Origin of the sequence: Vibrio penaeicida, from assembly GCF_030689305.1 — a bacterium.
Lineage (GTDB): Bacteria > Pseudomonadota > Gammaproteobacteria > Enterobacterales > Vibrionaceae > Vibrio > Vibrio penaeicida_B.
Window position 1 is genome coordinate 12,211 of sequence record NZ_JAUYVM010000014.1, and the last position, 24,520, is coordinate 36,730.

Below are 24,520 nucleotides of genomic sequence, written 5' to 3' on the forward strand. Positions count from 1 at the left end.
TGCCTCCCTAGAACTCGTATTTCGCGTTAAGTGTGAAATACCGTCCTGGCTCGGTTGAGAAAGAGGTCTGATGCTTACCCAATCCGGCGATGTCCTGATAACGTGTAAACTGATTGTCCAGTAGGTTGATCACGTTAGCACTCAACGTCAGGTCGTCCCAAAGCACGACGCTTGCCCCTGCATCCAGTGAATGCCAAGCCTGAGTCTGGTCACACGGCACTTCCACTTGCAGTTGATTGTTGCAAACAGGTGTTCTGGTCATTTCTGCAGCCCAGTTCATTCGAAGGTAACCGCTCAATGTATTTTGTTCGTAGTCGAGCTGAACATTGCCTTCCCATGGAGTCAGAGTACGGATGTAATTGCCATCGCCATCTTTTCCATCGACGACGCCTGCTTTGGTCGACACTGCCCATTGTTCGTCAATCTGATATGCCACAGAGAATTCCATCCCCTGCGTAAACACATTTTTCTTGTTTACATACTGGTACAGCGAATTGCCGTTTGGATCCCGACCTATTCGCTTAACATTGATGAAGTTTTTGTATTGGGTGTGGAAAACCGCCGTCGACCAAGACCATTGACCGTCCTGATATTTAGCACCCAGTTCGTAGGAATCGCTGGTCTCTTTTTCCAACTCTAAATTCGGAATAATGTAAAACGGGTCGAATAGGTTAAACAGGTGAGGTACAAAGCCGTAGACCTTGTCGTAGCTTGGAGCACGATAGCCATGGTTGTAGCTGATATAACCATTCAGAGAAGGCGTGAACTTGTGGGTAACAGACAAACTTGGTGACCATTCTGAGCTGTGGGCATTGCTGATTTCGTAGCCACCAATCTCACTTTTTGTTTCCGGTTCCAGATGGTGAAAATCAAAACGCGCACCAAGATCGAATATCCAGTTGCCGTGAGTTGCTCTGTCTTTTATGTACGAACTGAATCTGTGAGTAACCACTCCGGCAAACGGCGACTTATCTTGCTCGTCCAAACCATTCGTGTCGAATGTCTTTCGGCTAACTGGGCGGTTGTACGAACGACGGTCCACCTCTACACCGTAAACGATCTGATGCTGCATATCGGCGAAGTCAGTTAGTTTATTGGCGTCCAGATTGATGCCCATCGCACTGTCGTTAAACTCACGATGATCATCTTCGTTGCGGTACTCAGTGATGCCTCTGTTGTCACGGTATATTGAGTAATTGCGATCACGCTGGGAGGTGGAATCACGTAGATAGCCCTTGGTATTCAGCTCATCGTAAAATGCATTTGAGACGGTATGCTGTGTCCCAAGTTCAAAACCGATCGTCTGAGTAAAGACTTTGTCGTTGTAGTGACTAACGTCCCATTTTCCATCCGGCTGAACAATATGCGTGCCTTCATCGCGATTAACACGGTTAAGGTAGTAATTTGCTTTGGCTTTAATAATAAAATCGTCGTGCAGATAATGGTCAACCACCGCATCCAGATTGTAGCCGTCGATATCACGATTATAGAGATCCTGCTTGTAGTTTCGGGTCTCCTCGCCCAACCAGTAGCTGGCGCGAATTAAGGCTTCAGTATCTTGAAAACGAAATGCGGAAAGAGCATAGCTTTTGGTTTTGTTACTGATCTGGGTGTAGGTCGTGCCTACCTCGGAATGGAAATCTTTCCCCTGCAAATAGTCCTCTGGCTTCTTGGAAACCAGTACCACAACACCGCCAATAGCACCGGAGCCGTGAATGTTGGAGCTCGCCCCTTTCACCACTTCGATTTGCTTGAGGCTGTTGATATCAAAAGTGTCACGACCCGCGCCATCATTGAGATCCAGAGCACCGTAGCCGTCCGACATTTTTACACCATCTTTCACAATGGCGATTCGGTTTCCTGTCATCCCTCGGATTACGATGTTCTGAGGTCGGCCCGCTCCGCCAGTAACAGAAACGCCCGGTTCGGTGTCTAGCGCATCATAGAGTTCTGTTGCCCCTTCCTTTTCCGCCTTGTCCAGATCAACCACAGAGATGGATCCCGGTACTTCAAACAGAGGAGTGTCGATTTTGTTTGCCGTAACAACGACGGTTTCGACAAACTCCTGTTCATTTTGAGTAGAAACTGTGCCGCTTTCAGCGAAGCAGATATGAGAAAACAACGCAGCCGATACTGCGACAGATAAAGGAGAAAGTTTCATCAATTACTCCGCTGATGAGTGTTGAACAAGTGAAAGGAGAAAGGCGTACTCTTCCGCCTGAAAATTCAGAGCGTGTCGGCGGTCTGGTCGGTGACCAGATACGAAATCGGTGCGCAACATGTAAGGGTGGTCTGCGGTACTCAGCATATTTAGGCGAGCGACATACTTAGCACCTTCCCAAAAAGGTACTCGACGATCCTGATAACCCACGCGCACTAGCACAGGCGGGTAATTTTGTTTTTTAAGGTTTTGATACGGGTCGAAGTTCTGCATCACTTCACGCTGTTTGGCGTCACTTGGGTTCCCCCATTCCAAATGCTGTTGATCGCTCAATGGGATAGAGCTGTCGGACATGCTGTTTACAACATCCAAAAATGGCACTTGTAATACCGCGCCCTGATACAGTTCTGGCTTTTGATTGATCGCCGCTGCGACTAACGTACCGCCAGCACTGCCTCCTATTGCGAGAATAGGGCGGTCACCGTCCTCATAGTTTTTTAGATACTGAGATGCCGTATGAAAGTCATTGATACCGTTTTGCTTGTTGATGCCACGACCTGATACATGCCAGTCATTTCCAAGGAAACCACCACCGCGAACGTGCGCGATAGCGTAAATTGCGCCTTGATTTAACAAGCTAACTATTTGAGGCATAAAGTAAGGGCGCATGGCGACACCATAGGCACCGTAACCATACAAAATGACCGGTGAATCCTTGGTTAGCTTGTCCTTGCGATAAGCCAAGGTGATAGGAACACGCACTCCACCTTGCTTAACCCAGACCTGTTTTGAGGCATAATTTTTGGTATCGTGGCTTGGATAGACATCTTGAGAAAGAGCAGAAACCTGTCCAGTATTCACATCCAATTCCGACCATTTAGGCGGTTGAATCAATGACATGCTGCGCAAACGAATTCGATTACTGCCATAGTCGCCGTTTCTTTTCACCCAAGTGACAGCACCATTCTCGCTCAATGACTTCTGCCACGCGGTTTTTCCGTCTTTTACAGCCGTTAGCTTGCGGTTTTGATGAGCCACCGTCGAAACCACTAACGCAGATTCGAAAAGATAAAAATTATCGATGGATTCATTTTCAGTAGGTTGGAACGCAAGGCTAAGCTCAGAAATGTCGGCTTTAAGGGGCTTTTGCCAAATAGCAAATTCGCCTTGATGGTTGGAATTCACAAACAACTGCTCGTTGGCGATGTCTGCAAAATACTCCAACCCATCCTTTCTAGGGAAAATGGTTTTCGACAATGCCCCAGTGTTTAGATTAAGAAGAAGTTGTTCTACGCTGGATTCATTATTAGATTGAACAATCGCCCAATTGTCATCGCTAGCCGGATAGACAGACACCAGCCACGCTGGATCGGCTTCACTAAATACGGTTATCTTACTTTTTGAATTGAGGTCAAATCGAACCAATTGGTAGGGGCGCTGAGTCGTGCTTTCTTGACCGACTGCATACAGAGAACGATCGTCTCTCGACCACAGCACTGTGGATTCAGAACCACTGGTAACCCATGTTTCTGAACCGGTTTCAAGTTCAATCACCGAAATCTGATGCTGCCCAGTCCCAGTAACATCTTCCGCCAAAGCTATCGCGCTTAAATCGTGGCTTAGCGTCCAATTAGCAAGGCGGTAATAAGCGTGCTTCTCTTGCCGAGTACTGATATCCAATACAACTTCAGCCATCGCATTTAAGCGATTTTTTCGCAGCAAAACTTGTCGACCATCTTGAACGCTAAGTTTGTACTGCTCCCCTTTTATCACCAACCAAGGTTGAGGGGCTTTTTCGACATCATCACGTTGCCATTTATCGAGTAGCGAGTCCTTAAGCGGCTTTATGTCTGATAAGGTTTTGTCGGTTTTGGTATTTTGATCAACTAAAAACTGCTTAACGCTCGCGTCGCTTCGGCTGTCATCTCTGAGCCATTGAAACTCGTCTTGAGCCAGAACATGAAAGCATGTGAGACCAGTGAATAAAATCAGTGAAGAACGCCAAAGCATGAGCAACCTTAGAAATATAGAGAGAACTTATAAAAGGTCGCGCATGGTGCACCCAAACAATAATGATATCAATTATCATTTACATTGATATCTGACTTAAATCACATATTGAGCACCCAAACGCTCACAAAACAACCCAAGGTAAACAATCTCCACAAGAGCAAGCTCAACCAATCACTAGGAATGAATTCGAATAATAATTCACAAAATAAATAAAAATCGATGAAAAACCCTGTTATGAACCCATACTTCAACTAAAACCCTGCCATTTAACAATTTGAAATGTATTTTCATGATTTCAAATTGCAGATAACCATTGTGACAAGCATCACAATAAAAACACATAACGTTCCATTCATGATTTATTGCTTTTTTTGATGCCATGAAACAGTTTCATGGCATGTATTGAATTTGCCCAGCCTTTCAATTTTCCTGAAATTCCTATTTCTCCCCTCTCGCCTGATGAGACGAAGTTCACACTATATCGACCAGAGTTTATTGATACTGCCCACGCACTCTGTTGCCTGCATCCAATAAAACCCATAAGGATATGATATGAAAGTGTTTCAAATTGCCGCATGTTGCGCGCTTGCATTAGGCGTCGCTTCCACCGTTCATGCCGAAGAAAACAAAATCCGATTTGATGGTTTCCCCGATTTTGACAGCAGTTTAAAGGTCATATTGCCGGAGTTTACGAAAGAGTCTGGAATCAACGTTGATTACCTGATGAACAATCACGGTGACCACCACACCAAGCTCACGACTAACCTGGCGACCGGATCTGGCGCTGGTGACGTGATCGTTGTCGATGTTGAAAAAATTGGTCCCTTTGTCGCATCAGGTGGCTTAGTTAACCTTTCAAAACAATACGGTGCGGATAAGTTTCAAGCGCAATTTGCGCCTTATGCATGGGCGCAAGGCAAAGGAGGCGATGGAAGCATGTACGGCATGCCCGTCGATTTGGGACCTGGCGTAATGTATTACCGAACCGACATCTTTGAAAAAGCGGGTATTGATGTAAAAGAAGCCATTAAAGATTGGGATGCTTACATCGCTGCTGGGGTCAAATTAAAGCAACAGAATGTCCAGCTTATTGCCTCAGCTGCAGATGTCGCGCAAGCCATTATTTTCACGACAGTCCCAGAAGGTGAAGGCCTGTATTTTGATAAACAGGGTAATTCCGTTGTCACTTCGCGACGCTTTGTTCACGCGTTTGAAGTAGCGAAAAAGATCCGAGACAACGGATTAGACGCTCGAATCTTAGCTTGGTCGAATGAATGGTATGAAGGTTTTCGCAAAGGCACATTTGCAACCCAACTTTCTGGTGCTTGGCTTTTGGGTCACCTAAACAATTGGATTGCCCCAGATACCAAGGGGAAATGGGCCGTTTCTCACTTACCTGATGGTATTTACGGCAGCTGGGGTGGGTCTTTTCTCTCTATTCCAAAACAATCAGATCATCCAGATGAAGCGTGGAAGCTGATTGAATACATGACAACAAACCGTGCAGTTCAACTTAAGCACTTTGAAACTATCGCGGCGTTCCCAGCTAACACGACGACCTACAACGATCCTTTGTTCGAACAAGAAGTTGAATTCTTAGGCGGGCAGAAAGCGCGATTACTGTTTGCAGATGTGGCGAAAAATATAAAACCCGTACAGCCGAGTAAAGGCGATCACGTTGCCCGAGCCATCATTCTAGAAAATGCATTAATGGAAGTGCTCGATGAAGGTAAAGACATCGAAACTGCGCTCAAAGAAGCAGAGCGTCTAATAAAACGCAGAACACGTAACCTGTAATAAAAGTTACTGGAATTGAGAACGTAACTTGAATTTAAGACATAGCTTGGATTTAAGGCGTCACTCAGATTTGAAGCAATACGGAGCCAGCAGGATATGGATACTGCAAACAGTAAAGCAACCGAAATTCCAACGAATACTCAGGAAAAGCGCTTTCAGATGAATGCGCTAACACCTTATGGATTTTTGTTGCCATTCATAATTATTTTTTCCGTTTTCGGTGTCTTTCCCCTGCTGTTTTCGGTCTACCTGTCATTTCATGCGTGGAACCCTGTTGAAGGGTTGGCCGCAATGAAATATGTGGGAGTGGAGAACTACGAAATTGCGCTCACCGACCCTTGGTTATGGCGTTCGCTTAAGAATACCCTGTGGTTGGCCATCACGTCAGGCGTAGCTCAGCACCTAGTCGCCATACCTGTCGCTTACATTTTAGTCTCGTTAAGCGATCGTCTCAGGCATTGGCTCACATCGGCTTATTTTTTGCCGTTCATTACATCGACCGTCGCGGCGTCTCTTATCTTTTTCAATATGTATTCCCCTAACAGCGGAATCATCAACCAAACGCTCATCATGCTATCCGACAGCACACTATTTGGGTGGGCATTTAGCTGGGTAAACGACTATCAACCCATACGGTGGCTCGACGATTCAACCATGGTAAAGCCTGCAATCGCAATCATGGTATTTTGGAAATACACCGGTTTTAACATTGTCCTTTACACCACTGGCTTAATGACCATTCCAAAAGACATTTTAGAAGCCGCCAGAATGGACGGAGCCAACGCGTTTCGTCGGTTTTGGAGTATCTCACTTCCAATGATTCGACCGTTTGTTTTCTTTGCTGTCACCATGACCATCATCGGTAACCTACAGTTGTTTGAAGAACCATTCGTATTGACAAGGGGGACGGGGGGAACTGGTCAATCTGCGTTAACCATCTCCATGTACTTATACAAAGTCGGCTGGGAATGGCTAGAGATGGGGACGGCTTCGGCAATTTCATGGCTGCTCTTTGCGCTTATCGCCTTTTTCACCTGCATTCAATTTTTCTTCTTCGGGAAGAAAGGATTAGGGGAACAATAATATGAATCATTCTATCGCCCCTCAGAACACACGCGTGACGGAAGTCATCGTTAAGGTCGCACTGGTTGCTCTAGCAAGTGTATTAATCATCTCCGCCTTGATGACTGTATTTCCATTTATTTGGTCTGCACTGCTTTCAACTCGTGATCGAACGGAAATATTCGGCTCAGGCATCAGCTTTGCTATTGGTGATAGCCTCGCGATTAATTACGCAAAATTGCTTGAAATCATGCCTTTTTGGCAAGCGATGTTTAACTCCATTTACGTGGCCTTTTTGGGTACCACAATTTCGCTTTTGTTTTGCTCGATGGGAGGGTATGCCTTCGCGGTTTATCAATTCAGAGGGAAAAACGTCCTATTTGGCATGTTGGTTGGATCCATGATGATACCGCCAGTTTTGAGCCTAATACCCTATTTCATGATCGTGAAGTTTTTAGGGCTTATCGATAACCATATGGCAGTGTGGTTACCCTTTACGACAACGCCGTTTGGCATATTCCTAATGCGCCAACATGTGGTTGCCTCTATCCCAAAAGAATTGCTCGAAGCAGCCAAGCTAGACGGCGCTGGAGAGTTTCGTACGTACTGGAGTGTGGTTCTTCCTCTTATGAAACCTGCACTCGCCACATTAGCCATCGTTCAATTTGTGTTTTTCTGGAACAGTTTTATGAACCCACTCGTGGTACTCACTTCACCAGAAAACTATGTCATTACTCAAGCATTACGCAGCGTACAAGGTATTCCCAACACACCTTGGGGAGCCGTCATGCTTGGCACCACAATTTCCATTCTTCCTTTGGTAACAGCCTACCTATTTGCTTCGCGGCAAATGATCAGCGGCTTAACCTCTGGAGCCGTAAAAGGATAACGTTTTATGAACAAATACCAGCTTCCACACGACTCATCCATGCTCTCAAAAGACTTTGTATTTGGGGTTGCGACCTCTTCTTACCAAATCGAAGGGGGAGTCACCGCAGACGGTCGATGCCCTTCCATTTGGGATACGTTCTGCCTTCGTCCGAACACTGTCGATAATAACGACAATGGTGATATTGCTTGTGATCATTACCATTTATGGAAACAAGACATCTCCATGATTAAAGAATTGGGAGTCGATGCTTACCGATTCTCGATAGCGTGGCCACGTATTATCGACAAAGACGGCATCGTTAATACCGCTGGCTTGGCATTTTATGAACGCATTATTGATGAATGCCGCCAGCAAGGGCTCAAAGTTTACGTCACCTTATACCATTGGGATTTACCTCAGTATTTGGAAGATCGTGGTGGTTGGCTGAACCGCGAAACAGCTTACAAATTTGCCGAATACGCCAATATTGTTAGCCAATACTTCGGAAATAAAATTGATTGTTACACCACGCTGAACGAACCCTTTGTGTCCGCTTTTCTTGGCTATCGTTGGGGCATTCACGCACCTGGAATAAAGGGAGAGAAAGAAGGTTTTCAGGCATCTCATCACCTTCTGCTAGCACATGGTTTAGCGATGCCACTTATGCGTCAAAATGCACCGGCTTCGAAACACGGCATTGTGCTCAATGTGACTCCTGCTTATCCAGAAACTAAAGCGGATGAAAATGCCGCAATATACGAAGATGCAGAAAGCTGCCATTGGTTTATGGAGCCCATTTTGCACGGCAACTACCCTGATTTGGTACTGGAGAAACAAAAGGAAAATCTGCCCGTTATTTTGGAAAAAGACCTACAAATAATCAGTGCACCCATCGATTATCTGGGCATCAATTTTTATACCCGTTCTGTAGTGCGATACGGTTCCAACCGTCAGATTCAAAGCGTCAGCCAAAACGACGCCGAGCACACCCATATTGGTTGGGAAGTTTACCCTCAAGCACTGACTGATGTGCTTCTGCGTATCCATGATTACTACAAGGAGCTGCCACCAATATTTATTACTGAAAATGGCGCAGCAGTGAACGACAAACTCGTGGATGGAGAAGTCCACGACGAGCAGCGTATTCGTTACTTTCAAGCTCACCTCAATGCGGTAGACAACGCGATTAAATCAGGCGTTAAAGTAAGTGGTTACTTTGCATGGAGCCTAATGGACAACTTTGAGTGGGCATTTGGGTATCAACAAAGGTTCGGCTTGGTCTATGTCGATTATGCCACGCAAAAGCGTACTCTAAAACACAGTGCCATTGCGTATCGAAACATGTTGGAAGACCGCTCTAAAGGAGGCAACTAATGGCCAAGGTTGAATTTAAAAATTTAAAGAAATCCTACGGTGACGTAGCGGTTGTAAAACAGTTTGATTTCACGGTAGACGACGGTGAGTTTGTGGTTTTTCTCGGACCATCAGGCTGCGGAAAGTCGACGACTTTAAGGATGTTAGCTGGGTTGGAATCGATCTCTTCAGGGGAAATCTACGTAGGCGACAAATTGATGAATTCTGTCGATGCCAAAGACCGAAATCTGGCAATGGTGTTTCAGAGTTACGCCCTTTACCCACATATGACGGTTTATGAAAACATCGCCTTTGCGCTTAAATTGAAAGGCATGCCTAAAAGTGACATCGACACAGAAGTTCGAAAGGCCGCTGAAATGCTGGAATTGGCACCACTTTTAGATCGAAAACCAAAGGCATTATCTGGCGGACAAAGACAGCGCGTTGCGATGGGACGAGCCATGGTTCGAACCCCAAAAGTCTTTTTGTTTGATGAACCTCTATCCAATCTAGACGCAAAACTTCGCGGAACCATGCGTGAAGAGATAAAGCACCTGCATAGAGAATTAAAGACCACGACCATTTACGTCACTCACGACCAAATCGAAGCCATGACGCTGGCCGACAGAATAGTGATTCTAAAAGACGGTTATGTTGCGCAGGTCGGAACGCCAATAGACGTATTCCAGCGTCCTGCCAACAAGTTTGTCGCGCAGTTTATTGGTAATCCTTCAATGAATATGCTGGATGCGCAACAGGTACAACACGAAGGCAACTGGAGTATTAGATTGGGATCGCTTCTTATCCCTATGCCTGAACGCTTCATTGCAAAAGCCAGAAATGAAGCCTCTGTACATTTTGGCATTCGCCCCACCGATCTCTATTTACGCGCCGAGCAAATAAGTCATTCACGCTACTACCCTTTACCGATTAAAGTCATCGATAAAGAGCTACTTGGTGCGAGCATATTAGTGAAAGGCATGTTGGATGGGCAATCGCTCACAATTGAAACCCAAGCGGCAGAAGTTGACGTCGACATCTTATCAGTATACTTAGATATGGATGCTATCCACCTTTTTGATATTGAAAGTGAACAGTCCTTGGCTGACTGAATTCTCCATCTTCTGAGGAATCATGACGAGAAAGAAAAAAGAATCCACCGTATATGATGTCGCCCGCCACGCAGGGGTTTCAGTTAGTACCGTGTCGCGTTTTTTAAACCGAAGCAGTTATGTTTCAGAACAAAAAAGCGCCAATATCGAAGCAGCACTGAAAGCGACGGGCTACAAGCCTAACGTTCAAATGACGCTTGGCTCTGGAAAGCGCTCGATGACCATTGGGGTTCTGGTCCAAAACCCAGAAAGCCCCCATACCAACCGAATGTTGATCAACATGGAAAGCACGTTGATGGCACATGGCTATTCATTGGTCATTGCTTCCGGTCATTGGAATAACAGCCAAGAACTGCACGCGCTGGATTACCTCGCTCAAAGCCATGTTGATGGCGTCATCATATTTACGGGTAGCTTAACCGAGATGCAGATTCTTGAGTTCAGCGATGCTACGCCTGTCGTTGCGGTGGGCTATCACGTCAACGGGAACAACGTCCTTTCTTTATCGATCGACAATGAGCTTGGCGGATACATGGCAACGTTACATCTTCTGCAACAAGGACATGTCGCAATAGCGCACATCAAGGGGCATTCCAATCAACCAGACTCTCGTTCGCGCTTTTTAGGGTATAAAAAGGCTCTGGATGAAGCCGGTATCAAGGCAGGGAAATCATTGGTAAAACAAGGCGACTTCAGTTCAGAGTCGGGGTATGAAAAAACACTGGAATTAATCGACTCAAATACACACTTTACTGCGCTGTTTGCAGCCAATGACCAAACTGCATACGGTGCAATAAAAGCGCTGCATGATCGAAACATGAAAGTGCCAGAAGATGTCTCTGTTATAGGTTTTGACGATCTTCCAACGTCACTTTTTTTCACGCCAGCATTAACCACGCTTCGTCAACCCATCGAAGAGCTGGGTGCCGTATGCGCCGACGCATTACTCAAGTTGATGTCTGGTGAAAACCATCAAACACGAATGCCCCCTATTGAATTGATTGTTCGCCAATCCACCAAATCTCCATTTCGATAAAATTAACTGTTCTCATCCTACACTCATCGTCGTCCTTAACGACCTTCGTCCATAACTAGTCTGACGCGTGGAGCATAATGATGAGCGAACTTAAACCCGTTTTTCTTAGCCTGTTAGCAGTCATGTTTTCAATGACTGCGCAAGCGGAACAAGCCCAAACTTTGCCTCGTTCCGATAGCAGTAATATTCATTACTATTTATCCATTGAAAATGAAAAACCCTCCGACACCTTGCTGGTTCTTATACAAGGTTCTGATTGTAATAGCGTCACCAAAGTTGAAATGATCAAAGAGGGTCTGCCGACAGTTGCACCCAATGCCGATCTTTTAACGGTAGAGAAATACGGTATTACTCAGTCGCTTTCCTACGACGAAGATCCTGAACGAGCAGATTGCCCAGAAAGTTTTGTTCAAAAAGACAGCATTAGCCAGCGGGTTGATGACCACCTCAAAGTTATCTCTCATGTCCGTTCTCAACATCGCTATAAAAACGTTTATGCCGTCGGTGGCAGTGAAGGAGCGCTTGTCGCGAACTTCCTTGCGCAATACCCAGAAACCGTTTCCAAAGTAGTGGCATTTAATGGCGGTGGCGCGCGTTTTATCGACGATCTTGAACATGCAATAAAATCGGAGATAACGGATAAAAAAACCTATACTGAAGTGATGCAAGAAGTCCAAGAGTTCACTCAATACGTACTTAACAGCGAACCTGTTGAGTTTAATGTAAGTGGTCATGGCTTTGCATGGTGGCGGGAAATATTAGAGCTAAACCAAACGGACGTATTAAGAAAAACGCAGGTGCCTGTTTTGCTTGTTCAAGCCGAAAAAGACAGCAGCGTCTCCGTGAAATCGGCATTGGAACAATTTAACCTTCTTAAAAAGGAAGGAAAATCTAATATTGAATACCTTTCGCTTGCAGGACTGGACCATGCTTTTAATGATCAGGATGGGCAAAGCCAAGTGCCAACGGTCATTAAAGATGTTCAACAGTGGTTGGAGTCTGATAAACCAAAATAACCCAGCGAGAAAACGCAGATGGAAAACAAGCCGATAAGCTCAGGTATAGAAAGAGTCAAACAGCATTTGGAAAACCACGGAGGGCATTTCGATGTGTTAACCCTCCCCGACTATACCCACACGGCAAAAGATGCAGCCAATGCCATCGGCTGCAACGTTGAACAAATAGCCAAGTCGTTGGTGTTTGTCGATAAGATTTCAGAACAACCCATAATGATCATCGCATCGGGTACGAATACTGTCAGCTTAGACAAAGTGGAAGAAGCAACTGGATTTGTTCTTGGCAAAGCCACGGCAAAACAGGTTAAGACCTTTACTGGCTTTTCTATTGGTGGCGTTTCCCCCATCGCCCATACTCAACCCATTATCACTGTGCTGGACGAAGACTTAAAACAATACTCTGAAATATGGGCAGCCGCGGGTTCACCAAATTCCGTATTCAAGCTCCAATCTGAACAGCTTCAGTCTTTAACGCAAGGCAGTTGGTTAAGCCTTTGCCAATAGATTTATTTGTGGCGATAGTTTTATTTGTGGCGGTAGTTTTACTTGAGACAAAAGTTTTATTTTGGCAAAAAGCCCAGCTTAGTTAGCTGGGCTTTCGTATTCATTGACGGAGCATGTTTTTCATTAACTCGCCATTTTAATCGTCGCTAGGCGGCTGTGGCTTTTTCTTCTTCGGCATAAATACCTGATCACCAACCGCCACATTTGTGAGGAAAGTTTTATCACGCTTGGCTGGCTTCTTAGCGCCTTTCTTCGCTTGTGGCTTGCGTTTCTTCTTAGCATCACCCGCGTTTTTGCGATAATCAGGCTTACGTGGTTTGATACCTTTGAATTTACCTTCAAGGCCTTCCAACACAGAGAAAGAAAGGTCTTGTTGTAAGAAATTCTCGACTCGCTTAAAGCTATCCCAATCTTTAGGACCAACAAGCGACACGGCATTTCCTTTGTTACCCGCACGTCCAGTACGACCCACACGATGCACGTATTCTTCAGTATGCTTTGGCATATCGAAGTTAATCACGTGAGTCACGCTCGCAATGTCGAGCCCGCGAGAGGCAACATCGGTGGTCACCAATATTTTAAAAACATGGCGCTCAAACTGGCTCATGATGTTGTTGCGCTGCGTCTGGTTTAAATTGCCGCTCAACGCCATGGCCTTCAGGCTCTTTTCGTTTAACTCTTTGGTTAATCGCTCAGTATCCGCACGAGTTGCTGTGAAGATAATGACCTGGCGGTACTCAGACTCTTCCAAGATGCGATTCATGATCGCTTCTTTGTGATCAAGGTGATCACAAAGATAGAAAGTTTGCGTAATGTCTTTGTGTTCTTCGTTCGCGCTGCCAACAGAAATGCGTTTTGGTGCATTCAGCATTTCAGAAGCAATGTCGTTCACTTCCGCATGATCCAGCGTCGCTGAAAACATGAGTGTCTGACGACGGCGATGCTTCGCTGCATTGTGAATTCGGCGAAGCTCTGGAGCAAAACCCAAATCCAGCATTCTGTCTGCTTCATCAAGAATCAGCGTATCCACGCCATCGAGAAACATAGAACGATGCTCAAGGTGGTCGGCCAAACGTCCTGGCGTCGCGACAATGAATTTAGGGTATTTACGAAGCGCTTTAACCTGATCGTTAAAGTTTTCACCACCCAAAATAAGGGTCGCATCGTAAGATAAACCACCTAACATGGCGCGAAGTTCACCGTACACCTGCTTTGCAAGCTCACGAGTCGGCGCCAAAATGACCCCTCTTGGATCTTTCGCAGAGAAAGCTTTGGTTTTAAGCGCTTTATGAAGCAACGGTAATACGAATGCTAACGTCTTACCCGATCCGGTTTTAGACGATGCCAACAGGTCTTTACCTGCAATAACAACGGGAATGGATTGACGTTGAATATCAGTTGCTTGCTTGAAGTCGTAATGCTTCAGGTTTTTCAATAAGCGGTTATCTAGCCCTAAGTCTTTAAATTGCAAAGGATTCTCCAATAAGGTGGTACAAGGTGTTTTATCAGCGCCGTATGATAACTCTTTTTAAGGACCAGATCACAAAAAATAGTCGCTATTCTTACTAGCCCTCATGTGTATCGTTTTGTCACGCTATCTACAAATTTGTCATTTTCATGTTAGATTTTAGAACGATGCCATCAGATGGCGGATTTTTGTGCCATATTAGAGACTGGTGACCACATGTGAGTGGTACTGATTTACGTTTTCTCACAAGCGGCACTATGATTGAGTAGCAACCTTTCATACCTAAACAATCAAAGCCATTTAACAAAAAGCTTTATGTGCGGGAAATTAGGGAATAAAACAAGCTATAAAAAAATGTCCAACAAGGAGTTCTTATGAACAGCAAATTACTTTTAGCAGCGGGTATTTCTTCAGTTCTGTTTTTGGCAGGTTGTTCTGGCGCGCCAGACACAGCTTCCAGCAAACTGGATGAGCTAACTAATCAGGTTCAGCAGCTCAGTCAGCAAGTTTCTTCGCTTCAATCTTCTCAAGAAAAAGCGAGCATGAAAGCAGAAGAAGCAGCTTCAGCGGCGAATGGTGCTAAGAGCGCTGCGATGTCGGCTCAACAAGAAGCGGCACGTGCAAACAGCCGTATCGATAACATCGCGCAGTCTTATACTAAGTAAGCTCAGAGATTATGTAAAAAATGGGTGCCTTGGTCACCCAGATATTTTCGCTTGCAGCCGGATTTAAACGGCTGATATCAAATTATGTAACCTGAACTTGGGTTATTAAGAGATTAGGTTATTTATGGCGTGGCAATTTCGATTGGCACGCCGTTTTGTACTTGAACCGCGGCCTTCGCTTTCGCATCTGAAATATTAAACTCATCCATCCACCAGCCAAGTTCCATTGGCAACTCTAGCCTTGCTTGAACGCCTTTGCTGTTGGTTAGTGGCTCATGCACTTCAATAAACACACTTCTGTCCGGTTCTAGCGACATTTTGATTGGTTGATTAATGATCCTTACCTGTTCACCTTTGTTCGCCTGTTTAAACAGCCATTCGATGTCTTTAGGCTCCATTCGGATACAGCCCGCGCTGACACGCAGCCCAATACCAAAGTCTTTGTTGGTTCCGTGAATCAGATATTCTCCAGATCCATACGCTAAACGCATGGCATAGTCACCCAAAGGGTTTTCTGGCCCTGCGGGAACCACTCTTGGCAAACTGATGCCTTTTTCTGCGTATTCTTTGCGGATCGATTTAGGGGGAGTCCATGTCGGGTTTGGAATTTTGCTTGAAATTCGCGTAACCATCTCAGGCGTATCTCGCCCAACCCGGCCAATGCCTACAGGGAACACGTGAACAATGTCTTCGCCTTTGGGGTAATAATACAACCGCAGCTCTGGCAAATTGATAACAATGCCCTTTCTGGGCGTATCCGGAAGAATAAAGTGAGTAGGAATAGTTAACACGGAGCCTTCAGAAGGAAGGAAGGGGTCGTACCCTTTATTGGCAGCCATGAGTGAAGGAAAACCAACATCGTATTGTTTAGCGATTAGGGCGAAGGTTTCTCCCTCTTGAACCACATGTCGCTGCACGGTCCCTGCGATATTGCTGCCTTCAATAGGCAACGGAAATGTTGCTGCCGAAACCGACGATGCAACCAAGGATACCAACCAAACACCAACGACCGCTTTCTTCATCCCTACTTTTGCCTCTAGTTCTTTCGTTCAACATTGCTTTCGATCAGCCTAGTTCTTCAGCTAAGCAAGATCATGTCAGCAACGCTTGCGCATCGTCAACACCATTACCTCGGGTTCTTATGATTGAACCCGAATTCAAATTACTTAACCTTTTGCTTTCTTATACATACTCAATGCCAGCTCGCGCTGAGTTTTATGGTCAACAACACGCTCAGGATAATTTAGCGTGTGGCTTTCTGACCACATCCAAGGTTGATGTATGTATTTCGATGGTACCTGTTTTAACTCCGGAATCCACTGGCGCACAAATTCGCCTTGAGTATCAAACTTTTCTCCCTGAGATATCGGGTTAAAAATTCGAAAGTACGGCTGCCCATCACACCCTGTTGAAGCCGACCATTGCCAGCCCCCGTTGTTTGCCGCGTAGTCTCCGTCTGCAAGTTTTGACAGAAAATAGTCTTCACCCCAGCGCCAATCAATCAACAAGTCTTTGGTTAGAAAGCTCGCCACAATCATTCTTAGCCGATTATGCATCCAACCAGTAGAATTGAGCTGCCTCATTGCTGCATCGACAATCGGATACCCTGTTGTGCCATTTTTCCAATGTTCAAACCAATCCTTGTTATTGTGCCACTCAAGATCGATCGCCCAGTCAATAAACGGTAAGCCTTTGCTCAATTTTGGTTCAAAATCGAGCAAATGTTGATAAAACTCTCGCCACACTAATTCACTCAGCCAAATTTGTTCACCTTCATTGAGGTCGTCCATACTTTGCTGGTAAGTCAAACGAGCGACGCACTGCCTAACAGAAAGAAAGCCGAGCGCCAGATAGGGTGACAACTTGCTTGTCCCTTCTATAAAAGGAAAGTCTCGATCTTCTTTATAGCGATCAACGCTTTTCGTATGACGAAGCGCGTTTTTTTCTGAACTGAGGGCATTGTGAGAGCTAAGAGGACTCTCTGCGCAAAAATCACGAAGCTGATGAATCAGTGCTTCCGTACAAACATCATATTGATTGCTGTCCGTCCGAGGATAGCTGAAATGGCACTTAGAATTGAATTGGCTAACCAGTGGCTGAAGAAACGTCACTTCCGGCACCTCATCGTTGCCCTTTTTTAAACGTGGAAAGACAGAAACACCAGCCAGAGAAACCTGATTTAGCCACGCTCGCTTAAATGGCGTGAAGACTTTGAAATACTCACCTTTTTTGTTGAGAACACTTCGCGGAGGTAGGACACATTTGTCGTGATAGAGATGAACGTTTTTTGATGGTGGACACAGGCTTTCGATGGACGAATCTCGCTGCTTTTCGTTCCATTCATATTCAATATTGGCGTGTAAGCCTTGAATTTTGTCGTAAGTAAGTAGCTTAGATATTAAATCGGCTTGCTCCGCAAAGGTCGACACCTCGGCATAAACCAAGGGGACATTTAACTCGTGTAATTCTCGCTGCAATTCATACAAACGCCGATAAATCAGATCCGCTTGAATGGGAGCCATATGGTGGGATTCCCATTGCTGCGGTGTCGCGATATACAGTGCAATGACAGGCTGTCCGGTTGCTATTGCTTGTGAGAGTGCGGTGTTATCCAATGTTCTTAAATCACGACGAAACCAAACCAATTGCATACTATTGTTATTCTTCTATCTGATTGAAATACACTTGCTGGATAAGCGGAGAATACCCCACTTCATACGCATCTAATGCTGCGAAGGACTTAATGTCTCCAGCCGTCTTACTGCTGATGTTTTTACTGCAATGAAAGTAAACTTGAGAAACAGATTCTGAGTCCACCATTTCAGGTAGCCCACTCACGTCTTCCACACCTTCCAGCATAGTGACGCGGTTTCCGCTGTCTGAAAGCAAAAGTGCATGAATTCGAGTGTCCACACTTCCGGGGGTATCAAAGCTCACAAGTAACGCTTTTTTGTTCTGAGATACTTTGTTTTCCGATTCAATGATCCGGTTTGATACCACCATAACTAGAGAGCGAAACAGAGAGGTTTGAAGGGAACGCTGCGTCCCTTTTACGGAATCCAAGGCTTCTTGAACAGGGTAAATCACCTTGTTCACAATGTGCTGAGTTGGGTACTCCTTAAACAAAGCGGAGAGAATTTTATCGCCCTTCTGAGCATCCATTTTGGCAATGGAATCGAGCAGAGAATCTACTTCTCTCAATGATTCTTCACTCGGTTCAGCGAGATTCGATTTCGAACCGCCGCGGATTAACTCTTTCACCTTCCCAATAGGGACACCTTTATTAAGCCACCCCTGAATTTCACGGATGTCATTAATATCCTTTTCGGAAAAAAGACGGTGACCCTTTTGAGTTCGTTTGGGTTGAATCAAACCGTAACGCCTTTGCCATGCGCGCAGCGTAACGGGTTTGATTCCAGTCATCTCAGAGACCTCTCGAATGGCAAATCGAGGGTTTTCCTGATTAAGATCTTTCATAGTTAAAGGTTTTCATAATTTAGGTTCTCACAGCCCATATCTTAATCTCAGTTCTTGTGGGTATGGGTCTAAAAATCGTTGGGTTTCTAAGTATTGGTCTGGGTACGAATTCAAGTAGTGTTTGATCAGTGTTAACGGAGCCAGCAAAGGTAACAAACCTTGGCGATATTCATGAATAGTGTCCGCCAATTCTTTCTTTTGGTTTCCATTCAGATCACGTTTGAAATAGCCCTGAAGATGCATCAAGACATTGGTTGTGTTTTTTCGACTTGCGCGGTGCTTAAGCGCATTCATGAATTCGTTACGATATTGAATATAAAACGCTTCGGAATCGTAATGCTTAATGTTGGCAACCAGACGACCAATAGAGCGATAAGATTCAGGGTGATGCGCCATTAAGCTGAGTTTGTAGCGTGAATGAAACTTAACGATTTTCCCAGGCGTCGGTTTTCCATCCATAGATTGGTAAAAATCATGCAGAGCATAAACTCGCGCAATGAAATTTTCTTTTAAGAACTGATCGTGCAAGCGCCCATCTTCTTCAACAGGGAGCCACGGCATTTTTTCCATTAGTACTTTGGTGTAAAGCCCAACGCCATTTTTGTCGGCGCTGTTTTTCTTGTACACCTTAACTCGCTCCATCCCACAAGTTGGAGATTTTGCACAAACGACATAGCCGCATAGGTTCTCAGGGATCAATTCTTCAACTTTGCTTTTTGAAAAATCCATCATGCGATCCGTGTACTCTTGGTCGGGGTTCTTTGTTTCGACAAGAGCAACTCGTTCTTCATTACTAATGAGACGAATGGTAGGGCGCGGCACTGGTAGCCCTATTCCAACCTCAGGGCAGACGGGAACAAAACTGACGTACTCCGAAAAGTCTTTCGTTAAAAAGTTATTAATTTTGTGTCCAGAGTCGAAACGTACTTTCTCTCCGATTACACACGAACTTACACCAATTTTAATTTCATTCGCTGCCATAGTTTTCTCCCTAACCATATCAGTTGTAAGACTGAGTTGGTTAATCAGGTTGGGTGGATGTTTTGTACAATTATTTTTCTTGTACAAGAATCTATAGCATTTCGATCACATCGATACAAAAAATAATTTTGTATCGTTTATTACTTAGTTGTAAAACCGCTCTAAATATTTTCACTTAATTCATTGATATTAAAAATGTAAATGGCATGAATATGATGTATTTATAACGCTTTAAATTTCTCTAAATTTTTTGTTCACTTCTTGAATTTCAATGAAAGCCGCATAACGCTGACGATGTATATTCACCACTTCTTCTGTCGCAGTGGAGTATTGCTCGCCGAAGTGCGACATGGTTTTCATTGCTTCAAACACATCATTAAATGCGCCAGCCGCAACCGCGGCCATAATGGCACTACCGAGTATCACAGGCTCACTTGCGACTGGTGCAACCACTGGCAGCTCTGTTGCGTCTGCCAAAATTTGGCGAATAAGTGGATCTTGCCCCGCACCGCCGCTCACTACTACCTGCCTAACCTGAATGCCTTCTGCCGACTGTGCATCAATGATCTGTTTCAACCCATACGCTAAACCGCATAGCCCCGCCACATACAATTTAACTAAGCTCTCGATCGAATCGTCCATATCAAGCCCTAATATCGCCCCTCGAGCATCTGGATCGGCGTGAGGCGCTCTATTCCCAAGAAATTCAGGAAGAACATGCAGCCCTTTGGCGAGAAAAACAGCATCGCTGAGTGATGGGCAAAGCGCTTTTACCTGCGAGGATAAGTATTGAACTGGCGTACAACTTTGTATTTGCGCCATGGCTTTAAGTTCTGTGAACGCTGGATGCGACTGAATCAAATGATCCATCGCGGCACCTGCAGCAGACTGCCCTGCCTCATTCAGCCACATTCCGGGGATCATCGCAGAAAAATACGGTCCCCAAACACCTGATACCAAGGTTTTGGTTGTAGACGTGGTCATGGTGCAAGCCGATGTGCCAAAAACATACGCAAGGCTAGCCGTTGGATCAGAAATACCGTGTTCATTAACCGCACCGACCGAACCAACGCCACCAGCGTGGGCATCAATCAACCCTGCCGCAACGGACACCCCGACGGGTAACCCCAAGTGCGCGGCAGCATCTTGCGTTAAACCTTGTGCAAGCGAAGTCCCTGGAGCAACAACAGTGGTCCCTATTTTAGCGAAGTTGTCACTGGTGAGTTCATTTAACCCGAATTGGTTGAAATACGTCTCGTCCCAGCGGTTTTCGTGCGCTAGGTAAGTCCATTTGCACACTGTGGTGCATATAGAGCGTGAGAGCGACCCGCTAGACTTCCATGTCAGAAAGTCCGTCAGGTCAAAGAAGTGCTTTGCGTTTAAATACGTATCTGGCAGGTTTTCTTTCAGCCACAACAACTTTGGTGTTTCCATTTCTGGCGAAATTCGGTTGCCGACATAGCTAAGAACCGAGTGCCCTTCTTCATTGATGCGCTTGGCTTGCGGCGTCGCTCGTTGATCCATCCAGACAATCACGTTTCGGTCTGCATGATTGTGAACACCAACAGGCAGGGGCTGGTCGTAATCGCCAATCACAACCAAAGAACATGTCGCATCAAATGAAATTCCAATCACGTGGTGTTTATCAATGCGCGCCTTACTCACCGCTGCGCGAACACAATTGCCCACGGCATCCCAAATTTGATCGGATGATTGCTCGTATCTTGCGTTTTCATCGCTGAACATCAGCACATCGCACTTTGCTGTACTGATCTCTTTTCCTTGGAGATCATACACACCTGCACGAGCGCTTCCTGTTCCTACGTCCACGCCAATCACGTATTTATCGGTACTTTGCACTTTGCTTGCTCCTATTTACTACTCTCCGTTTATCGATCACCGTTTATCACTCACCGCTCGGTACGATCCGCTTAGAGCTCTACGCTATTGGGTAGAATGACCAAATCTCGAACCGTCACCCCAGACGACCGCGTCAGCATAAAGACAATGGAGTCCGCCACCTCCTCGGCTTGCATTAAACTGCCGTTTGCTAACGCTTCTTCCATCTTGTCTTTTGGCCAGTCATCCAGAAGGGCCGTTACAACGGGTCCTGGAGCAACCGCTCCTACACGTATAGAGTGAGGGATCAGTTGGCGTCGTAGCGAATGTACAAAAGCCTGAATGGCGTGTTTCGACGCGGTGTAAATAGGCTCGTAAACCACAGGAATAAACCCAGCTATCGAACTGGTCACAACAATATCACCACATTTTTGCTCGATTAAATGCGGCAGCACCGCTTTAACAGATCGAAATACTGCGTTGATATTGAGATTCAACATGCGATCCCATTCATCTGGATCCCCTTCGGCAAAGATTCCCCCAACATACGAACCCGCATTGGCATGAAACCCATCGAGCTTTCCATTGGTCAGCGCTAAAATGCCGTCGAGCATGCCCGAAACTTGATGCGAATCCATCAGATCCACCTCCAATGACAGAGCCAATGGACCCAAATCTTCGCAGGCTTTTTCTAAACCATCTTTGCTTCTATCAATCAGAACAACGGTTGCCCCCTCGTCAATCAACGCTTTTGCGCAGGCTAATCCAATCCCTGATGCCGCACCTGTAATCGCGTAAACCTTTCCTTCAATGTTCATTTTCATAGGTTCTATTCCTTATTCATCGTTACCGGTTTTCATGAATACCGGTTTGGAGGCGTTACGCTTTACCGTGAGAAACACGGCTTCGGCGGGCAAGGCTATCGATAATCACTGCGATAGCGAGAACGGCACCGGTGATCATGTAGCGATGCGCCGATGAGAGATTAAGCAGCGTTAAACCGCTCGCGATAGATTGAATGACGATAATGCCAAGCAGCGCCGACCACGCCGAACCACGGCCACCAAATAGGCTGGTTCCGCCAATCACCGCAGCAGCAATGGCATTGAGATTCACATCGCCCGTCCCTGCCTGTTGGCTTGAAGAGGCCAAACGTGCAGCCGCAAGTACACCCCCTAAAGTCGCTAACGTAGAACAGGTTACAAAGGCGCTAATGTAGATGGCTTTCACGTTGATACCAGCACGGCGAGCGGCTTCTGCGTTTCCGCCAACCGCCAGCATGTATCGCCCCCATTTGGTGCGAGTAAGCGCGTAGTTAAGTGCGACTACGAGAAAAATAAACAAACCAAACATCCAAGGAATGCCGCGCCCCTGATTTAAGTAGGCACTGACTGCGAGTAACAATACCGTGACCACCAACGCTTTCACCCAAATGAACTTGGCGCTTTTGGCTGAAAGGTTTGCCGACTTGCGTTTGCGCCTAAGTGTCCATTCAGAAACAGCAATAACGCCACCAGCGAATACAGACAGTGAGTAGGAAACCCAATCTGGCATCACCATTAATTGCCCAAAATTCACCATTGAAGAACCGTAAGGCAAGTTGATAGAGCCAGTGGAACCCAGCAAATAGAGTTGTAAACCAAGCAACGCGAGCAACCCTGCAAGGGTTGAAACAAAACTCGGCATACCGAAACTGTTTCTTAAAGAAGCGTATGCAAAGCCCACCATGGCACCAAAACATAAGCTTATTCCGATCGCGATGCCCAAAGGCACACCTTGGTTTACCCAAAGCACACCCAAAATCGCTGATCCGACACCACTCATGGAGCCAACGGATAGGTCGATTTCACCGAGCATCAAAACGCAAACAATACCAAGTGCGATAATTCCGACCGTCGAACTGTCGAAAAGTAAGTTAACGAGGTTATTGGGCGATAAAAATATCGGATTGATGAAGGTAAAGATCCCCCAAATAAGGATTAACCCCACCACCACGGGTAACGAGCCTAAATCTCCAGATTTTATCTGGTCGATGAATTTGCGAATGTATCCGCTCAAGCCAGCCGCGTGAGTAACGCGGGTATCGCTTCTATCCAGTAATTGGTTTGGAGTCGGCGTAACATTAGAGGAATGATTCATACCTTTTCCTCCACTGCGGTTGACGCGTTATCCATTCGGTTCGCGCGCTCCATCGCTGCGTTATCGGTCGCGCCCGTTATTGCTCCTATCAACTCTTCATTGGATGCATCTGCTCTAAATACCCCATTGTTCTGCCCTAACCGTAGCACCACAACCCTATCGGCTACGGCACGCACATCCTGCATGTTGTGGGAAATCATGATTACTCCTAGCCCTTTGGCTTTTATTCGCTCGACCAAGTTCAAAACCTCAGCCGTTTGCGCCACTCCCAATGCAGCCGTGGGCTCATCCAACATCACAATTTTAGGGTCGAGAAGTAGCGAACGAGCAATCGCTACAGTTTGACGCTGTCCACCAGACAAAGAGGCAACCACGTCTCTCACGCTGGGTATTCGAGCGGCCAATTCATTGAGTAATTGCCAAGACCTGACTTCCATTTCCGTCTCATCAAGACTCAAGCTGTTTCTCTCTTGTCCCAAAAATATATTGGCGACCACATCGAGGTTTTCACACAAGGCTAAATCTTGGAAAACAGTCGCAATTCCAAGCTCTAGCGCATCACTTGGTTTCTTGAATTCCACTTCTTTACCTTCAAACGCAATCGCGCCTGAGCTTAGTGCATGCGCACCGGCAAGGATCTTAATCAGAGTCGATTTTCCCGCCCCGTTATCCCCAACCAGCGCCACCACTTCACCAGGGTAAACATCAAGGTCGATGTTGGTTAATGCGGCGACCGCACCAAAATTCTTGGATACATTACGCAGGCTTAAAATAGGCTGAATGCCTTCTTTGGAATCCAATTCTGTTTGGTTTGATTGCTTTTGGGCTTGTTCTTGAGATGAACCATCCGACGCCATAAAACTCACTCCAGTCAAAGCGTTTTTTATTCAACACTTTTCGTTTAACGTTGTTCGTTTATCGCTTTCCACCTATACGCAGATTCTTATCTTGGGCAATAGGCAGTAAAGCGCTCGCCATTAACGTTTTGAGTTCAGACCTAAAAAGATAATAAAAAGTCTGATGAAA

Annotated in this window: 20 protein-coding genes; 9 read left to right on the plus strand and 11 right to left on the minus strand. The window is 45.7% G+C overall.

From position 1 onward, the window contains the following. Positions 1-7: 7 nt before the first annotated feature. Positions 8-2,161 carry a TonB-dependent hemoglobin/transferrin/lactoferrin family receptor gene (locus Q8W40_RS19850; RefSeq protein ID WP_305399665.1) on the minus strand — a complete coding sequence of 718 codons (2,154 nt, stop codon included), beginning with the start codon at positions 2,159-2,161 and terminating at the stop codon, positions 8-10. 3 nt (positions 2,162-2,164) lie between these two features. Continuing rightward, entirely contained in the window at positions 2,165-4,171 is a 2,007-nt protein-coding gene (locus Q8W40_RS19855; protein ID WP_305399666.1) for a prolyl oligopeptidase family serine peptidase, read from the minus strand. Between the two features lie 555 nt (positions 4,172-4,726). Between Q8W40_RS19855 and Q8W40_RS19860 the strand changes: the two genes are divergently transcribed. From Q8W40_RS19860 to Q8W40_RS19895, 8 genes are all read left to right on the plus strand, one after another. After that, entirely contained in the window at positions 4,727-5,971 is a 1,245-nt protein-coding gene (locus tag Q8W40_RS19860) for an extracellular solute-binding protein (protein ID WP_305399667.1), read from the plus strand. 96 nt (positions 5,972-6,067) lie between these two features. Further along, positions 6,068-7,054 (plus strand): carbohydrate ABC transporter permease, encoded by a 987-nt coding sequence (locus Q8W40_RS19865; RefSeq protein ID WP_101111632.1) that lies wholly within the window; start codon positions 6,068-6,070, stop codon positions 7,052-7,054. A gap of 1 nt (position 7,055) precedes the next feature. Then, positions 7,056-7,922 (plus strand): carbohydrate ABC transporter permease, encoded by an 867-nt coding sequence (locus Q8W40_RS19870; protein ID WP_101111633.1) that lies wholly within the window; start codon positions 7,056-7,058, stop codon positions 7,920-7,922. A 6-nt stretch (positions 7,923-7,928) separates the two neighbouring features. Next, positions 7,929-9,278, plus strand: a complete 1,350-nt coding sequence (locus Q8W40_RS19875; RefSeq protein ID WP_305399668.1) for a GH1 family beta-glucosidase — start codon at positions 7,929-7,931, stop codon at positions 9,276-9,278. Next, a complete protein-coding gene (locus Q8W40_RS19880) occupies positions 9,278-10,369 on the plus strand; it encodes an ABC transporter ATP-binding protein (RefSeq protein ID WP_305399670.1) in 1,092 nt (363 codons plus the stop codon). The genes Q8W40_RS19875 and Q8W40_RS19880 overlap by 1 nt, the downstream gene beginning before the upstream one ends. Before the next feature lie 22 nt (positions 10,370-10,391). After that, entirely contained in the window at positions 10,392-11,405 is a 1,014-nt protein-coding gene (locus Q8W40_RS19885) for a LacI family DNA-binding transcriptional regulator (protein ID WP_101111636.1), read from the plus strand. A gap of 77 nt (positions 11,406-11,482) precedes the next feature. Continuing rightward, positions 11,483-12,421 carry an alpha/beta hydrolase family protein gene (locus Q8W40_RS19890; RefSeq protein WP_305399672.1) on the plus strand — a complete coding sequence of 313 codons (939 nt, stop codon included), beginning with the start codon at positions 11,483-11,485 and terminating at the stop codon, positions 12,419-12,421. Positions 12,422-12,439: 18 nt separating this feature from the next. After that, positions 12,440-12,925 (plus strand): YbaK/EbsC family protein, encoded by a 486-nt coding sequence (locus Q8W40_RS19895; RefSeq protein WP_305399673.1) that lies wholly within the window; start codon positions 12,440-12,442, stop codon positions 12,923-12,925. A gap of 136 nt (positions 12,926-13,061) precedes the next feature. Here the strand turns inward: Q8W40_RS19895 and Q8W40_RS19900 are convergent, their stop codons facing one another. Further along, the gene (locus Q8W40_RS19900; RefSeq protein WP_126608998.1) at positions 13,062-14,408 is read right to left on the minus strand and encodes a DEAD/DEAH box helicase; all 1,347 of its coding nucleotides are present in this window, start codon (positions 14,406-14,408) and stop codon (positions 13,062-13,064) included. Positions 14,409-14,767: 359 nt separating this feature from the next. Here Q8W40_RS19900 and Q8W40_RS19905 point away from each other — a divergent pair, with 359 nt between their 5' ends. Beyond that, on the plus strand, positions 14,768-15,058 hold the full coding sequence (locus Q8W40_RS19905) for an Lpp/OprI family alanine-zipper lipoprotein (protein ID WP_101111640.1): 291 nt from the start codon (positions 14,768-14,770) through the stop codon (positions 15,056-15,058). A gap of 122 nt (positions 15,059-15,180) precedes the next feature. Here the strand turns inward: Q8W40_RS19905 and Q8W40_RS19910 are convergent, their stop codons facing one another. From Q8W40_RS19910 to Q8W40_RS19945, 8 genes are all read right to left on the minus strand, one after another. Next, positions 15,181-16,080: a L,D-transpeptidase family protein gene (locus tag Q8W40_RS19910; RefSeq protein ID WP_305399674.1), complete on the minus strand. Its 900-nt coding sequence runs from the start codon at positions 16,078-16,080 to the stop codon at positions 15,181-15,183. Between the two features lie 144 nt (positions 16,081-16,224). Then, positions 16,225-17,709 carry a deoxyribodipyrimidine photo-lyase gene (gene phrB / locus Q8W40_RS19915; protein ID WP_305399675.1) on the minus strand — a complete coding sequence of 495 codons (1,485 nt, stop codon included), beginning with the start codon at positions 17,707-17,709 and terminating at the stop codon, positions 16,225-16,227. A 7-nt stretch (positions 17,710-17,716) separates the two neighbouring features. Continuing rightward, a complete protein-coding gene (locus Q8W40_RS19920) occupies positions 17,717-18,535 on the minus strand; it encodes a MerR family transcriptional regulator (protein WP_305399676.1) in 819 nt (272 codons plus the stop codon). Between the two features lie 27 nt (positions 18,536-18,562). Continuing rightward, positions 18,563-19,516, minus strand: coding sequence for a YbgA family protein (locus Q8W40_RS19925; RefSeq protein WP_305399677.1), 954 nt, complete (start codon positions 19,514-19,516; stop codon positions 18,563-18,565). Between the two features lie 231 nt (positions 19,517-19,747). Then, on the minus strand, positions 19,748-21,376 hold the full coding sequence (locus Q8W40_RS19930; RefSeq protein ID WP_305399679.1) for an FGGY-family carbohydrate kinase: 1,629 nt from the start codon (positions 21,374-21,376) through the stop codon (positions 19,748-19,750). Between the two features lie 71 nt (positions 21,377-21,447). Continuing rightward, positions 21,448-22,179 carry an SDR family oxidoreductase gene (locus Q8W40_RS19935; RefSeq protein WP_305399681.1) on the minus strand — a complete coding sequence of 244 codons (732 nt, stop codon included), beginning with the start codon at positions 22,177-22,179 and terminating at the stop codon, positions 21,448-21,450. Positions 22,180-22,234: 55 nt separating this feature from the next. Then, positions 22,235-23,494, minus strand: coding sequence for a sugar ABC transporter permease (locus tag Q8W40_RS19940; protein ID WP_305399682.1), 1,260 nt, complete (start codon positions 23,492-23,494; stop codon positions 22,235-22,237). Further along, on the minus strand, positions 23,491-24,351 hold the full coding sequence (locus Q8W40_RS19945; RefSeq protein WP_305399684.1) for an ATP-binding cassette domain-containing protein: 861 nt from the start codon (positions 24,349-24,351) through the stop codon (positions 23,491-23,493). Before Q8W40_RS19945 ends, Q8W40_RS19940 begins: the two co-directional genes overlap by 4 nt. Positions 24,352-24,520 lie beyond the last annotated feature (169 nt).